The sequence below is a fragment of the Alsobacter soli genome, from assembly GCF_003004785.1.
GTDB classification, from domain to species: Bacteria; Pseudomonadota; Alphaproteobacteria; order Rhizobiales; family Beijerinckiaceae; genus Alsobacter; species Alsobacter soli.
In genome coordinates, this window is sequence record NZ_PVZS01000023.1 from 16,154 (window position 1) to 28,696 (window position 12,543).

The 12,543-nt window shown below is 68.1% G+C and carries 14 protein-coding genes; 7 read left to right on the forward strand and 7 right to left on the reverse strand.

Annotated features, from left to right (window positions below; translation table 11 throughout):
- Nucleotide 1: 1 nt before the first annotated feature.
- The 7 genes from SLNSH_RS18110 to SLNSH_RS18140 all read left to right on the forward strand — a co-directional run bounded on the left by SLNSH_RS18110 (nucleotide 2) and on the right by SLNSH_RS18140 (nucleotide 5,768).
- Nucleotides 2-790, forward strand: coding sequence for an enoyl-CoA hydratase (locus SLNSH_RS18110; RefSeq protein WP_106338427.1), 789 nt, complete (start codon nucleotides 2-4; stop codon nucleotides 788-790).
- Nucleotides 791-838: 48 nt separating this feature from the next.
- The gene (locus SLNSH_RS18115) at nucleotides 839-1,822 is read left to right on the forward strand and encodes an ABC transporter substrate-binding protein (protein ID WP_106338428.1); all 984 of its coding nucleotides are present in this window, start codon (nucleotides 839-841) and stop codon (nucleotides 1,820-1,822) included.
- Nucleotides 1,823-1,916: 94 nt separating this feature from the next.
- Nucleotides 1,917-2,804 carry an ABC transporter permease gene (locus SLNSH_RS18120; protein ID WP_106338429.1) on the forward strand — a complete coding sequence of 296 codons (888 nt, stop codon included), beginning with the start codon at nucleotides 1,917-1,919 and terminating at the stop codon, nucleotides 2,802-2,804.
- A gap of 8 nt (nucleotides 2,805-2,812) precedes the next feature.
- Nucleotides 2,813-3,577 carry an ABC transporter ATP-binding protein gene (locus SLNSH_RS18125; RefSeq protein WP_106338430.1) on the forward strand — a complete coding sequence of 255 codons (765 nt, stop codon included), beginning with the start codon at nucleotides 2,813-2,815 and terminating at the stop codon, nucleotides 3,575-3,577.
- Nucleotides 3,578-3,594: 17 nt separating this feature from the next.
- Nucleotides 3,595-4,470 carry a polysaccharide deacetylase family protein gene (locus SLNSH_RS18130; protein ID WP_106338431.1) on the forward strand — a complete coding sequence of 292 codons (876 nt, stop codon included), beginning with the start codon at nucleotides 3,595-3,597 and terminating at the stop codon, nucleotides 4,468-4,470.
- Nucleotides 4,471-4,474: 4 nt separating this feature from the next.
- On the forward strand, nucleotides 4,475-5,242 hold the full coding sequence (locus SLNSH_RS18135) for a short-chain dehydrogenase/reductase (protein WP_106338432.1): 768 nt from the start codon (nucleotides 4,475-4,477) through the stop codon (nucleotides 5,240-5,242).
- Nucleotides 5,243-5,258: 16 nt separating this feature from the next.
- Entirely contained in the window at nucleotides 5,259-5,768 is a 510-nt protein-coding gene (locus tag SLNSH_RS18140) for a MaoC family dehydratase (RefSeq protein WP_106338433.1), read from the forward strand.
- Between the two features lie 74 nt (nucleotides 5,769-5,842).
- Here SLNSH_RS18140 and katG read toward each other — a convergent pair whose 3' ends face one another.
- From katG to aqpZ, 7 genes are all read right to left on the reverse strand, one after another.
- Nucleotides 5,843-8,035, reverse strand: a complete 2,193-nt coding sequence (katG, locus tag SLNSH_RS18145) for a catalase/peroxidase HPI (protein ID WP_106338435.1) — start codon at nucleotides 8,033-8,035, stop codon at nucleotides 5,843-5,845.
- 97 nt (nucleotides 8,036-8,132) lie between these two features.
- Nucleotides 8,133-8,981: a 3-oxoadipate:acetyl-CoA acetyltransferase gene (locus SLNSH_RS18150; RefSeq protein ID WP_106338437.1), complete on the reverse strand. Its 849-nt coding sequence runs from the start codon at nucleotides 8,979-8,981 to the stop codon at nucleotides 8,133-8,135.
- Between the two features lie 8 nt (nucleotides 8,982-8,989).
- A complete protein-coding gene (pcaG, locus tag SLNSH_RS18155) occupies nucleotides 8,990-9,616 on the reverse strand; it encodes a protocatechuate 3,4-dioxygenase subunit alpha (RefSeq protein WP_106338439.1) in 627 nt (208 codons plus the stop codon).
- A 3-nt stretch (nucleotides 9,617-9,619) separates the two neighbouring features.
- On the reverse strand, nucleotides 9,620-10,345 hold the full coding sequence (gene pcaH / locus SLNSH_RS18160; RefSeq protein ID WP_106338441.1) for a protocatechuate 3,4-dioxygenase subunit beta: 726 nt from the start codon (nucleotides 10,343-10,345) through the stop codon (nucleotides 9,620-9,622).
- 32 nt (nucleotides 10,346-10,377) lie between these two features.
- Nucleotides 10,378-10,755: a 4-carboxymuconolactone decarboxylase gene (gene pcaC / locus SLNSH_RS18165; protein ID WP_106338443.1), complete on the reverse strand. Its 378-nt coding sequence runs from the start codon at nucleotides 10,753-10,755 to the stop codon at nucleotides 10,378-10,380.
- A 244-nt stretch (nucleotides 10,756-10,999) separates the two neighbouring features.
- The gene (locus SLNSH_RS18170) at nucleotides 11,000-11,623 is read right to left on the reverse strand and encodes an FMN-binding negative transcriptional regulator (RefSeq protein ID WP_106338445.1); all 624 of its coding nucleotides are present in this window, start codon (nucleotides 11,621-11,623) and stop codon (nucleotides 11,000-11,002) included.
- Between the two features lie 58 nt (nucleotides 11,624-11,681).
- On the reverse strand, nucleotides 11,682-12,425 hold the full coding sequence (gene aqpZ, locus SLNSH_RS18175; protein WP_106338447.1) for an aquaporin Z: 744 nt from the start codon (nucleotides 12,423-12,425) through the stop codon (nucleotides 11,682-11,684).
- Between the last annotated feature and the right edge of the window lie 118 nt (nucleotides 12,426-12,543).

The window sequence follows — 12,543 nt, forward strand, 5'->3', positions numbered from 1 at the left end:
GATGACCGAGCCCACCATCCGCTACCATGCCCGCAACGGCGTCGCCGAGCTGGTGATCGATAATCCAGCCCGTCGCAACGCCATGACTCTCGGCATGTGGCGTATGTTGCCGGAACTCGTGGCGCGGGCCGAGGCGGATCGGGACGTGAGGGTGATCGTGCTCGCCGGGGCTGGAGACCGGGCCTTCTGCGCGGGTGCTGACATCTCCCAGTTCGGCCAGGCCCGGGACAGCGAGGCCAGCGTGGCGGCCTATGACGAGGCCGTGGCGGCGGGGGACGCGGCGCTGGTGGGCGCCAGCCTGCCCACGGTCGCGGCGATCCGAGGCGCCTGCTTCGGGGGCGGAATGGGGCTCGCCATGGCCTGCGACCTGCGGTTCGCCGCGACGGGCTCGCGCTTCCGGGTTCCGGCTGCGCGGCTGGGCCTCGGCTACAGCTTCAAGGGGGTGCGCACCCTCGTCCAGAAGCTCGGCTTCACGGTGGCGGCGGATGTGATGCTGTCGGCCCGCATCATCGAGGCGGAAGAGGCTGCTGCGCTGCGCATCCTCAACCAGGTCTGGCCGGCCGAGCGCTTCGAAGAGGAGCTTGCCGGCCGCATCGGCATGATCGCCGGCAACGCCCCGCTCACCCTGCGCGCCGCCAAGCGCGCCCTGGCTGAACTCGCCCGCCCGGAGGCGGAACAGAACTCGCAGGCCGTCGCCGATCTGGTGGAAGCCTGCTTCAGAAGCGCCGACTATCGGGAGGGCCAGGCGGCCTTCCGCGAGAAGAGGGAGCCGGTTTTTCGTGGCGAATGAGGGGTTCGCGCGAGGGCCGATCGTGAAGCTGCACTTGGGAGGTGTGTGATGCAGCGTCGTACCATGCTGGGGGGCCTCCTGGCCCTCGCCGTCGCCGCGACGGCGCCGTTCGCCGCGCGGGCCGAGACCGCTCCGCTGAATCCGCCGGTCACGCTGACCGTCGGCTACCAAAAGGTCGGGCACCTGGCGCCCATCATCCTGCTGGATGACGAACTCAAGAAGCAGGGCGTCGAGCTGAAGCTGGTGGAGTTCGCTCGCTATGCGGACGCCCGCACGGCCCTGCTCTCCGGCTCGCTGGACGCCTCGGCCGTCGGCCCGGCCGACCTCGCCATCGCCCTCGCGAACGGCTCGACCAACGTGGTCGGGATCATGGGGGTCGGCTCCTCGCCCAAATACGTCATCGGCCGCACGGGCGTGAAGCTCGACAGCTGGGAAGACCTGAAGGGCAAGAAAGTCGGCATCGCGCCGGGCTCGGCCGTGTGGTTCCAGTTCGCGGCGACGCTCACCGAACTCGGCATCCCGTACACGAGCTTCAACGCCGTGAACATCCAGGGCGCCGGCACCAACTTCGACCAGGCGCTCCAGCGCGGGGACGTGGACGCGATCGTGACCTGGGAGCCGTTCGAATCCATCCCGGTGATCCAGGGCTACGGCTACTTCGCCAAGAACCTCGACTACAGCAAGTCGAAGGCGGTCGGCGCGGAACTCGGCATGCTGGTCGCGACCAAGAACGCCGCGGCGGAGAAGCGCCCCGCCCTGGAGCGCTTCGTCCACGCCTACGTGGCCAAGATGAACGAGCTGTCCAAGTCCCCGAAGGACTTCTCGGAGGCCATGGCGAAGCTGACCGGCCTGGAGCCGCCGGTGGCCGCCAAGGTGGCGGAGGTCATCAAGCTCGGCCCGGTGATCACGCCCGAGCAGATCAAGCGGCAGGCCAAGGCCTTCCATGACCTCGGGGTCATCCAGAAGGACGTCTCCGGCGAGATCGACAAGTACTGGGACGCCTCCTTCGTGAGGTCCGCCACGGGCGGCTGATTCGCGCGCGATGCGGCTGTCCCCCCGCGGCCGCATCCGCCACAAAGATGATCTCGCCTGCGCCCCAGGCGACCGCTCTAATCCGGAGACCGCCATGCCTGCCGCCGCCGGCCCCCTTGAAGCCGAACCCGCCAGGGTCTCGTCCGCCAGCGAGAGCATTGGGCAGGTTCTGGCTCCCGTCGCCCAGAAGCTTTGGAAAGTGGCCGCCGGACTGGCGTTGCCCATCGCTCTGGTCGCCATCTGGCAGCTGTCGTCCAAGGATGGCGCGCTGTTCGGGGGCGCGCTGCCGAGCCCGGCCCGCGTCTGGGATGGGTGGCTCATGTGGGCCTTCGGCAAGCCCGGCCTGGGGCTGAACCCCTATAGCGGGACCTGGTGGGACAACGTCGCGTTCTCGACGATCCGTGTGGCCAAGGGCTTCGGCCTGGCGATCGTGATCGGCGTCCCGCTCGGAGTCATGATCGGCTGGTCGCGGCTGGTGGCCTCGACCGTCGACCCGACCATCCAGATCCTCCGGCCGGTCCCCATCACGGCCTGGCTGCCGATTTCGCTGGCGATCTTCGGCATCCGCGATTTCGGGGCCGTGTTCCTGATCCTGCTCGGAGCCTTCTATCCCATCGTGATCAACAGCATGCACGGCGCGCGGGATGTCGAGCGCAACTGGATCCGGGCCGCCCAGATGATGGGCGCCTCCCGGTGGGCGATCCTGACCCGCGTCGTGCTGCCGGCCGCCCTGCCCTCCATCTTCACCGGCCTGCGCATCGGCCTCGGCATCGGCTGGACGGCGGTGATCGTCTCCGAGATGGTCGCGGTGAAGTCCGGGCTCGGCTACGTGCTGTGGGACGCCTACTACGTGGGCCGGATGGAGATCGTCATCGCCGACATGGTGTCGATCGGCGCCATGGGCTTCATCTCCGACCGACTGATCGTCCTACTCGACCACTGGGCGCTGCGCTGGCGACGCCTTCAATCCTTCTCGGCCTGAGGTTCACGATGGGCGCGATTTCCTTCCAGGCCGTGGGGAAGACCTATGGCGGCAAGGCCGGGGTCCAGGCCCTCGCCGACGTGGACCTCCAGATTGGCGAAGGCGAGTTCGTGGCGCTCCTCGGTCCGTCCGGATGCGGCAAGTCCACCCTGCTCAACCTGCTGGCCGGGTTCGAGGGGCTGACGGACGGAGCCATCCTGTTCGACGGCGCTGGCGTAGCGCGGCCGGGGCCTGACCGGGCCGTCGTGTTCCAGGAGGCCTCGCTGCTGCCCTGGCTCACCGTGTGGGACAACGTCACGTTCGGGCCCAAGGTGCAGGGGCTTTCCAGGGCGGACTACGAGCCGCGCGCGGCCGAGATGCTCCGCCTTGTGGGCCTGGAGAGCTTCCGCGACGCGCTTCCCGCGCAGCTCTCCGGCGGCATGCGCCAGCGCGTCGGCATCGCGCGCGCGCTGGTGATGAACCCGCGTGCGCTCCTGATGGACGAACCCTTCGGCGCACTGGACGCCCAGACCCGGCTCACGATGCAGCAACTGCTTCTCGACGTATGGCAGCGGCTGAAGACGACCGTCCTGTTCGTCACCCACGACATCGACGAAGCCATCCTGCTGGCCGACCGGGTCTGCGTGATGTCGGCGCGTCCGGGTCGGATCGCGCGCGACATCCCGATCGCGCTGCGGCGGCCGCGCTCGGTCGACGATGTCACGAGCCCCGAGTTCATCGCCTACAAGGCCGCCATCATGGCCGACATGCGCGGCCACCAGGCGCCGCACTAACGACCGAGGAGCGAAGCTTGGCCAATCCCCGCATTCCTTACCGGCTCTCCTCCGAACGTCCCCGGCTGCCGCCCCTGGAGGGCAAGCGCATCCTCGTCCATCTCGTTGTGAACGTGGAGCACTGGCAGTTCGACCAGCCGATGCCGCGCACCATCATCACGCCGCCGCACGGCCGGGAGACGGCGCCGGACGTCCCGAACTTCTCCTGGGCGGACTACGGCATGCGGGCCGGCCTGCCGCGCATTATCAAGCTTTTTCAGGAGCGGGGGCTCCCCGCGTCGACCAGCTTCAACGCCGGCGTCGTCGACGCCTATCCGCAAGCGTCCGAGGCCATGCTGCGCGCCGGCTGGGAGTTCATCGGCCACGGCATGCACCAGAAGGCCAGCAACCACGTTGAGGGCGGCGAGGCGGCGGTGATCGGCGCCGCGGTCGAGAAGATCGCCCGTTTCACCGGGAAGCGGCCGACCGGCTGGCTGTCGCCGGGCCTGCGTGAAACCGTCCAGACGCCCGAGCTGCTGGTGCGCAACGGCGTCGACCACGTGTTCGACTGGGTGGTCGATGACCTGCCGTCCTGGATGACCACCCGCGAGGGCCCGCTCCTCGCAGTGCCCTACAACGTCGAGATCAACGACTCCATCATCTACGCGGTCGAGAAGCACGCCACCGGCGAGATGGCGCGGCGTCTCGAGGCCACGCTGCGGCTGTTCGAGCAGGAGGTCGCCGAGAACCCCCGCGTGCTCGCCATCGGCCTGCACCCGCATCTCATCGGCGTGCCGCACCGCTTCCACGAGCTCGTGGCGATGCTGGACCTGCTCCAGCGCTCGCCTGACGTGATCTTCACAACAGGGCCGGCGATCCGCGACTGGTACGCCGCCGCAGAACCGCACGGGTGATCTCATGGACCTGGGTCTCAAGGGCAAGCGCGTCCTCATCACCGGCGCGTCGATGGGCATTGGGCTGGCCTGCGCCAGGACCTTCGCGTCCGAGGGATGCTCCCTCGTGCTCGCGGCGCGCAACGAGGCGCGGCTGAAGGACGCCGCCGCTGCGTTCGCGGGCTCAGGCGTGGACGTGGCGATCTTCGCGGGCGACCTCAGCCAGGCCGGCGAGCGCGAGAGGCTGGCCGCGGCGCATGGCGAGGCCGACATCCTGGTCAACAACGCCGGCGCGATCCCTGGCGGGGGGCTGCTGGATCTCGACATGGCGACCTGGGAGCAGGCCTGGGCCCTGAAGGTGATGGGCTACATCCACCTCAGCCAGCTCTACCTGCGCGGCATGAAGGCGCGCGGCTCGGGCGTCATCGTCAACATCATCGGCTCGGCCGGGCGCTCGCCGCGCTACGATTATGTCTGCGGAGCCACCGGCAACGCCGCCCTGATGGCGTTCACCGGCGCGGTCGGCGGCGCCTCCCCGGCCTGGGGCGTGCGCGTATTCGCGATCAATCCCGCCATGACCCGCACGGACCGCAGCGTGACCCTGTCCAAGGCGCGGGCGCGCGAGCGCTACGGCGACGAGAACCGCTGGCAGGACCTGCTCTCCAACTTGCCCTTTGGCCGCCTGATCGAGCCGGAGGAGATCGCCAACGCGGCCGCGTTCCTGTCGTCGCCGGCCTGCGGCTACGTGAGCGGGGCGACGCTCGACGTGGACGGCGGCGGGGCGTTCCGCTGAGCAGAGGGGCTGGCATATGACCGAGACGCAAGTGAAGCCCGGCTGGCAGGGACGGTTCTACGAGGACTTCGAGGTCGGCGATGTCTACAAGCACCCGCTGGGCCGGACGGTGCTGCCGACCGACAATTCCTGGTTCACGCTGCTGACGCAGAACACGGCGCACCCTCATTTCAACGCGCACTACGCGACGCACACGGAATTCGCGCGCCCGCTGGTGAACTCCTGCTTCACGCTGTCGCTGGTGACGGGGCAGTCCGTCACCGACATCTCGCAGAACGTCTTCGCCAACCTGGGCTGGGACGAGGTGCGGCTTCCGGCCCCGGTGTTCGAGGGAGACACGATCTATTCCGAGTCCGAGGTGCTGGAAAAGCGCGAGTCGCGCTCGCGCCCGGAGGTCGGGATCGTGACCGTGCGCACGCGGGGCTACAACCAGGACGGAACCGTGGTCGTCACGTTCAAGAGGACGCTGATGGTCTACCGCCGCGGCCAGGGACCGTCGAGCGTGCGGCCGTCCCCAAAAGGCTAAGGCGACGGCCCCAACGGGACCTTCAGAAAACGGCGCTCGGTGACCCGAGCGCCGTCCCTTGGTGTTCGCTTCGCTCAGTGGCGCGCGAGATCGTAGCGGTCCGCGTTCATCACCTTGTTCCAGGCCGCGACGAAGTCCTTCGCGAACTTCTCCTTCGAATCCGCGCAGGCGTAGACCTCAGCGAAAGCCCGAAGCTGGGAATGCGAGCCGAAGATGAGGTCGACGCGGGTTCCCGTCCACTTCAGTTCATTGGTCTTGCGGTCCCGCGCCTCGTAGACGCCGTCCTGACCGGGCGCAGGCGCCCACTGGGTGTGCATGTCGAGCAGGTTGACGAAGAAGTCGTTGGTTAGCCGGCCCGGCTTGTCCGTGAAGACGCCATGCCTGGAGTTCCCGGTATTGGCGCCGAGGACGCGCAGGCCGCCGATCAGCGCGGTCATCTCCGGGCCCGTGAGGCCGAGCAGCTGGGCCCGGTCGATCAGCGCCTCCTCGGGTTTCATGAACTGCCGCTTGCCGCTGATGTAGTTGCGGAAACCGTCCGCCCGCGGCTCCAGCGGCGCGAAGGACTGGACGTCCGTTTGCTCCTGCGAAGCGTCGGCGCGACCCGGCGTGAACGGCACGCGGATGTCCAGGCCGGCCTCCTTCGCGGCCTTCTCGACGCCCGCGGCGCCAGCCAGGACGATCAGGTCCGACATCGAGACCTTTTTGCCCCCCGCCTGGGAGTCGTTGAAGTCGGACCGGATCCCCTCCAGCTTCTGCAGCACCGCCTGGAGCTGCGCCGGCTCGTTGACCTCCCAGTCCTTCTGGGGCGCCAGGCGGATGCGGGCGCCATTCGCTCCACCACGCTTGTCGGAGCGGCGGAAGGTCGACGCGGACGCCCAGGCCGTCGAGACGAGCTGCGGAACGGTGAGGCCCGAGGTCAGGATCTTCTCCTTGAGGGCCGCGGCGTCCTGGTCGTCGATCAACGCGTGGTCGACAGCCGGGATCGGGTCCTGCCAGATCAGGGTCTCCTTCGGCACGAGCGGGCCGAGGTAGCGGGCCACGGGCCCCATGTCGCGATGCGTCAGCTTGAACCAGGCCCGGGCGAAGGCGTCCGCGAACTGGTCCGGGTTCTCGTGGAACCGGCGCGAGATCTTCTCGTAGATCGGGTCGAAGCGCAGCGACAGGTCTGTCGTGAGCATCGTCGGGAGGCGCTTCTTCGACGGATCGAAGGGATCCGGAATCGAAGGCTCGGCGCCCTTCGCCTGCCACTGCCACGCCCCGGCGGGGCTCTTCGTCAGCTCCCACTCGAAGTTGAACAGGTTGTCGAAGAAGTAGTTGCTCCAGCGGGTCGGCGTCTGCGACCAGATCACCTCGGGTCCGCCGGTGATCGCGTCGGCGCTGTGGCCGCTGCCGAACTTGCTCTTCCAGCCGAGGCCCTGGTCCTCGATGGCGCCCATCTCGGGCTCGGGCCCGACCAGCGACGGGTCGCCCGCGCCGTGGGTCTTGCCGAAGGTGTGGCCGCCGGCGATGAGGGCCACCGTCTCCTCGTCGTTCATGGCCATGCGGAAGAACGTCTCGCGGATGTCCTTCGCCGCCGCGACCGGGTCCGGCTTGCCGTTCGGGCCCTCGGGGTTCACATAGATGAGGCCCATCTGGACGGCGCCAAGGGGCTCTGAGAGCTGGCGCTCGCCGCTGTAGCGCTCGTCGCCAAGCCAGGTTCCCTCGGGCCCCCAATAGAGCTCCTCGGGCTCCCAGACGTCCACGCGGCCGCCGGCGAAGCCGAAGGTCTTGAAGCCCATGGATTCGAGCGCGACGTTGCCGGCCAGCACCATCAGGTCAGCCCAGGAGATCTTGCGGCCGTATTTCTGCTTGATCGGCCACAGGAGTCGCCGCGCCTTGTCGAGATTCGCGTTGTCCGGCCACGAGTTGAGCGGCGCGAAGCGCTGCTGGCCGGCCCCGGCGCCACCGCGCCCGTCGGTGATGCGGTAGGTGCCTGCGCTGTGCCAGGCCATGCGCACCATCAGGCCGCCGTAGTGGCCGAAGTCGGCCGGCCACCAATCCTGCGAGTCCGTCATCAGGGCGTGCAGGTCCTTGATGACCGCGTCGAGGTCGAGGGTCTTGAACTCCTTGGCGTAGTCGAAGTCCTTGCCCATCGGGTCCGACAGCGCGGAATGGCGGTGCAGCACCTCGACGTCGAGAGCGTCCGGCCACCAATCGCGGTTACGGCGGCCCCGCTTGTCCCCCTGGAAGGGGCACTTGCCTGAGTTGTCTTCGGTCTTCGCGTCCATGCGACTCTCCCCGCGAACGGCAAACAGATCTGACCGCACGATGCTGGCGGCCTTTGCGTACGATTTTACGGCGCTCCTGGCGCCTGGACCACAGCCACTATCCCCGGGGGGCGTCCAGGTCGAGGATTTCGCGGGCCTGCCGCCAGGTCGCGACCGGCCGGCCGTGCTTATGGCAGATCTCCACGGCGCGGCGCACCAGGGCGGCGTTGGAGGGCGCAAGCTTGTCGCGGTCGAGCCGGACATTGTCTTCGAGCCCGGTGCGGGTATGCCCGCCCTTGGCGATGCACCACTCGTTCACCGTGACCTGAGCCGCCCCGATTCCGGCGCCGCACCACGAGGCGTCCGGAGCCAGGCGCTTCAGGGTCTCGATGTAGAAATCGAAGATGCGCTCGTCCGCCGGCATGGCGTTCTTCACGCCCATGACGAACTGAACATAGAGCGGGCCCTTGAGGCGGCCGTCCGCCTGCATGCGCGTGGCCTGCACGATGTGACTGAGATCGAAGGCCTCGATCTCGGGCTTGACGCCATAGGCCAGCATTTCCGAGGCGAGCCAGTCAACGAGATCCGGCGGGTTCTCGTAGACCCGGTTCGGGAAATTGTTGGAGCCGACCGACAGCGACGCCATGTCAGGCCGCAGGCTCAGCATGCCGCCCCGCTCCCTGCCGGAGCCGGAGCGCCCGCCCGTGGAAAGCTGGACGATCATGCCGGGGCAATGCTTGCGCAGGCCCTCCAGAAGCCTGGCGAAGCGCTCGGGATCGGAGGTCGGCTTCCCCGCATTATCGCGAACGTGGCAATGGGCGATCGAAGCGCCGGCTTCGAAGGCTTCATGCGTGCTCTCGATCTGCTCGGCGACAGTGATGGGCACCGCCGGGTTGTTCTCCTTGGTCGGCAACGACCCGGTAATGGCCACGCAGATGATGCAGGGATTGTCGGCGGCGGTTGTCATGCAGGCGCTCAGATGTCGAAGAAAACGGTCTCGCCTTCGCCCTGGAGGCGGATGTCGAAACGGTAGACGGGCGCGCCGTCCCGGTTCGACCGGCGCGCAACCAGGGTGGACCGGCGGTCGACCTGCTCGATGAGGTTGAGCACCGGATCGATCGCGTTGGCCTCGCCTTCGTCGTCGAAGTAAAGGCGGGTGTTCAGGCCGATGTTGATGCCCCGCGCCACCAGCCAGAGCGAGATATGGGGCGCCTGGAGGCGGCCGTTGCGCCCCATCACCCGTCCGGGCTTGATCGTCTCGAACGACCACAGGCCCGTGTCGAAGTCGGTGATGATGCGGCCCCAGCCGCGGAAGCCCTTGGCCGCCTCGGAATGTCGGGGATCTTCCGGGTGCGGGTAGATCCCGGCGGCGTCCGCCTGCCAGGCTTCGATGAGGACGTCCTTCACGGGCGCGCCGGTTCCGTCGATGACCAGACCCTCGACGCGGATCCGCTCGCCCGGAGCTTCCGGGCCCGCGATGTCACGGCCCAGTTCGCGGCGGAAGATCTCGAAGCCGGCGGCGCCCGGCGCCAGGCCGATATGGACATAGGGGCCGGCCGTCTGGGACGCCGTCTCGCGCAGGTAGTTCAAGGGCTGCGGCATGGCTCAGTTCCCCTCCAGGCGGTTCTCGAAAAGCGTCGAGCGGCGCCCGCGCAGAACGATGTCGAACTTGTAGGCGACGCAGTCGAGGGGGATGGCGGCGTTCATGTCCAAGGGGGCGATCAGTTGATCGATGGCCTGTGGGTCGGGAATCGAGTTGACGATCGGGCAGTGCCGGATCAGCGGGTCGCCCTCGAAGTACATCTGCGTGATGAGGCGCTGCACGAAGCCCGTGCCGAACACGGAGACGTGGATGTGCGCGGGGCGCCAGTTGTTGACCCAGTTGCGCCAGGGATAGGCGCCCGGCTTCACGGTGCGGAAGAAGTAGTAGCCCTGCTCGTCGGTCAAGGTCCGGCCGCAGCCGCCGAAGTTCGGGTCGATAGGGGCCAGATAGGTGTCCTTCTTGTGCCGGTAGCGGCCGCCGGCGTTGGCCTGCCAGATCTCGACCAGCGTGTTGGGGACGCCGCGGCCGTTCTCGTCCAGCACGCGCCCGTGGACGATGATGCGCTCGCCGATGGGATCGCCGGTCTTGGCGAAGTTGCGGATGAGGTCGTTGTCGATCGGGTCGATATCGCCGTGTCCGAACACCGGCCCGGTGATCTCCGACATCGAATTCTGCAGGGAAAGCAGCGCCTGGCGGGGCGAACGGGCGACGCTCGTCTTGTAGTTCGGCGTCAGCGCCGGCGGCTGGATCAGCCGGTTGCGCTGGTAGAACTCGGCTGGCTTGGGCATGTCTTTCCCCTCCCCTCGGCTTTCCATCCGAGTCAGGTCCGTTCCATCTCGGCGAAGGTCTGCCGTGCGATGGCGATCGCATGATTGGCGCGGGGGACGCCGGCGTAGATGGCCACATGCAGGAGAGCGTCCAACACGTCCTCCTTCGAGGCGCCCGTCCGGGCCGTGGCCCGGATGTGCATCGCGAGCTCCTGGTCGTTGCCGAGCGCGGCGAGCAGCGCAATCGTCAGCATGGATCGCTCGCGCAGAGAGATCGTGTCGCGCGACCAGACGCGGCCCCAGGCCGCTTCGGTGATCAACTCCTGGAAAGGGGCGTCGAACGCTGTCTTGGCGGCCTCCGCGCGATCGACATGGGCGTCGCCCAGCACGCGGCGGCGCGTCTTCATGCCTTTCTCGGCGGCCTCCGACATGTCTCACTCCCTATGTCTGTGAGCGCGCCTGCAGCGGGGCGCCCGAAGGCTGGCCAGCGGCTGCTCTTGGCCGAACCATAACCTCGCAGCACTGGAATTGCTCTGCGATTTTTGCGTGGCGCACCCGCGAGACTCCCCGGCGACACTCGTTCCGAAGGCCGCAGAAGCACGCGAAACGGCGTGGAGAGTCGGCTTCAGGTGACACAGCGTGGCGCGGCCGCGACATCGGAGGCCGGCCAGCTGCCTAAAGCGGGATGAGCTGGGCTGCGTCCCGCTCGGACGCGCGTTCGCTGTGCGCCAGGCCCGCCGCCACGCCACGGCGGTCCGCCTCGGGCCGGTTCTGGCTCATCTTGCGCTTGCCCTCGACGCGAACGATGGGGATGCGGACACCCACGATGCCGCGCAGCTGCGCCGCAATGAACTCGGGGGGCGCGTCGCTGACGGCCCACGGCTCCGCCCTTGGCTCCTCGTAGAGCCGCGTCAGGCGGGTCACCACATCGAGCAGCCGGTCTGCATCCTGAAAGAACTCGACGGGTCCGTAGGCGTGCACCGCGACGTAGTTCCAGGTCGGGACAACCTTCCCGGTCTCCTGCTTCGTCTGGTACCACGACGGCGTCACATAGGCGTCCGGGCCCATGAAGATGGCCATGGCGTCCCCGACGGGAGGCGTCTGCCACTGTGGGTTGGCCTTGGCGACGTGCCCATAGAGCACGCCATATGGGCCCTCAGTCTCGTCGACGATCATCGGCAGAGGGGTCGCGACCAGGCCCTGCTCGGTTGCAGTGACCAGGTTGGCCAGCCTCGCCTCCCGCATGGCGGCATGAATGCTGGCGAGGTCGTCATCGCGGAAGGCAGGGGGCGTATACATAAGCTTGTGGTAGCGGCAGGCGCGCCGGGCCGCAAGCAGGCTCCGGCGGTCCCGCGGCTCAATTTCGGACTGCGTCCAGAGGCTTGCCCAGATCGCCGGTCACCTGGGCCGCAGGCGTCTCGCTCAGCCGGCGGTACAGGACCCCGCCCAGGGCGCCGCCGACGAGCGGGGCGAGCCAGAACAGCCAGAGCTGCGCCAGCGCCCATCCCCCGACGATCAGCGCAGGCCCGGTGCTGCGCGCCGGATTCACGGAGGTGTTCGTGATGGGAATCCCAACCAGGTGGATGAGGGTGAGGCCAAGGCCGATCGCGATCGGCGCGAAGCCCACTGGCGCCTTGCCGTGGGTCGACCCCATGATGATGAACAGGAACATCATCGTCAGGACGACCTCCGCCACGAGGCCGGAAGCCAGGGAATAGTGGCCGGGCGAGTGCTCTCCGTAGCCGTTGGCCGCAAAGCCCTTCGCCAGGTCGAAGCCAGGCGCGCCGGATGCTATCCCGTAAAGGACGGTGGCGGCGACCACGGCCCCGACGACCTGGGCGACGGCATAGGGGACAACGTCCTTGGCGGGGAAGCGACCGCCGGCCCACAGTCCGACCGTGACAGCCGGATTGAGATGGCAGCCCGAGATGTGCCCAATGGCGTAGGCCATGGTCAGAACCGTGAGCCCGAAGGCCAGCGACACCCCCAGCAGGCCTATGCCGACATCGGGGAAGGCCGCTGAGATCACGGCGCTGCCGCAGCCAGCGAAGGTCAGCCAAAACGTGCCGATGGCCTCGGCTCCGCACTTTCGGAGATCCATGGTCGTTCCCCCTTACCGTAAGGGCCTGGACCGTCGCCGAGCGGCGAGCGTCCGCAAGCCGCGGCGTCGACCAAGTCGCGCCGGCTTCAGTGACCGTTTTGGTTCGTCCGACTGACAC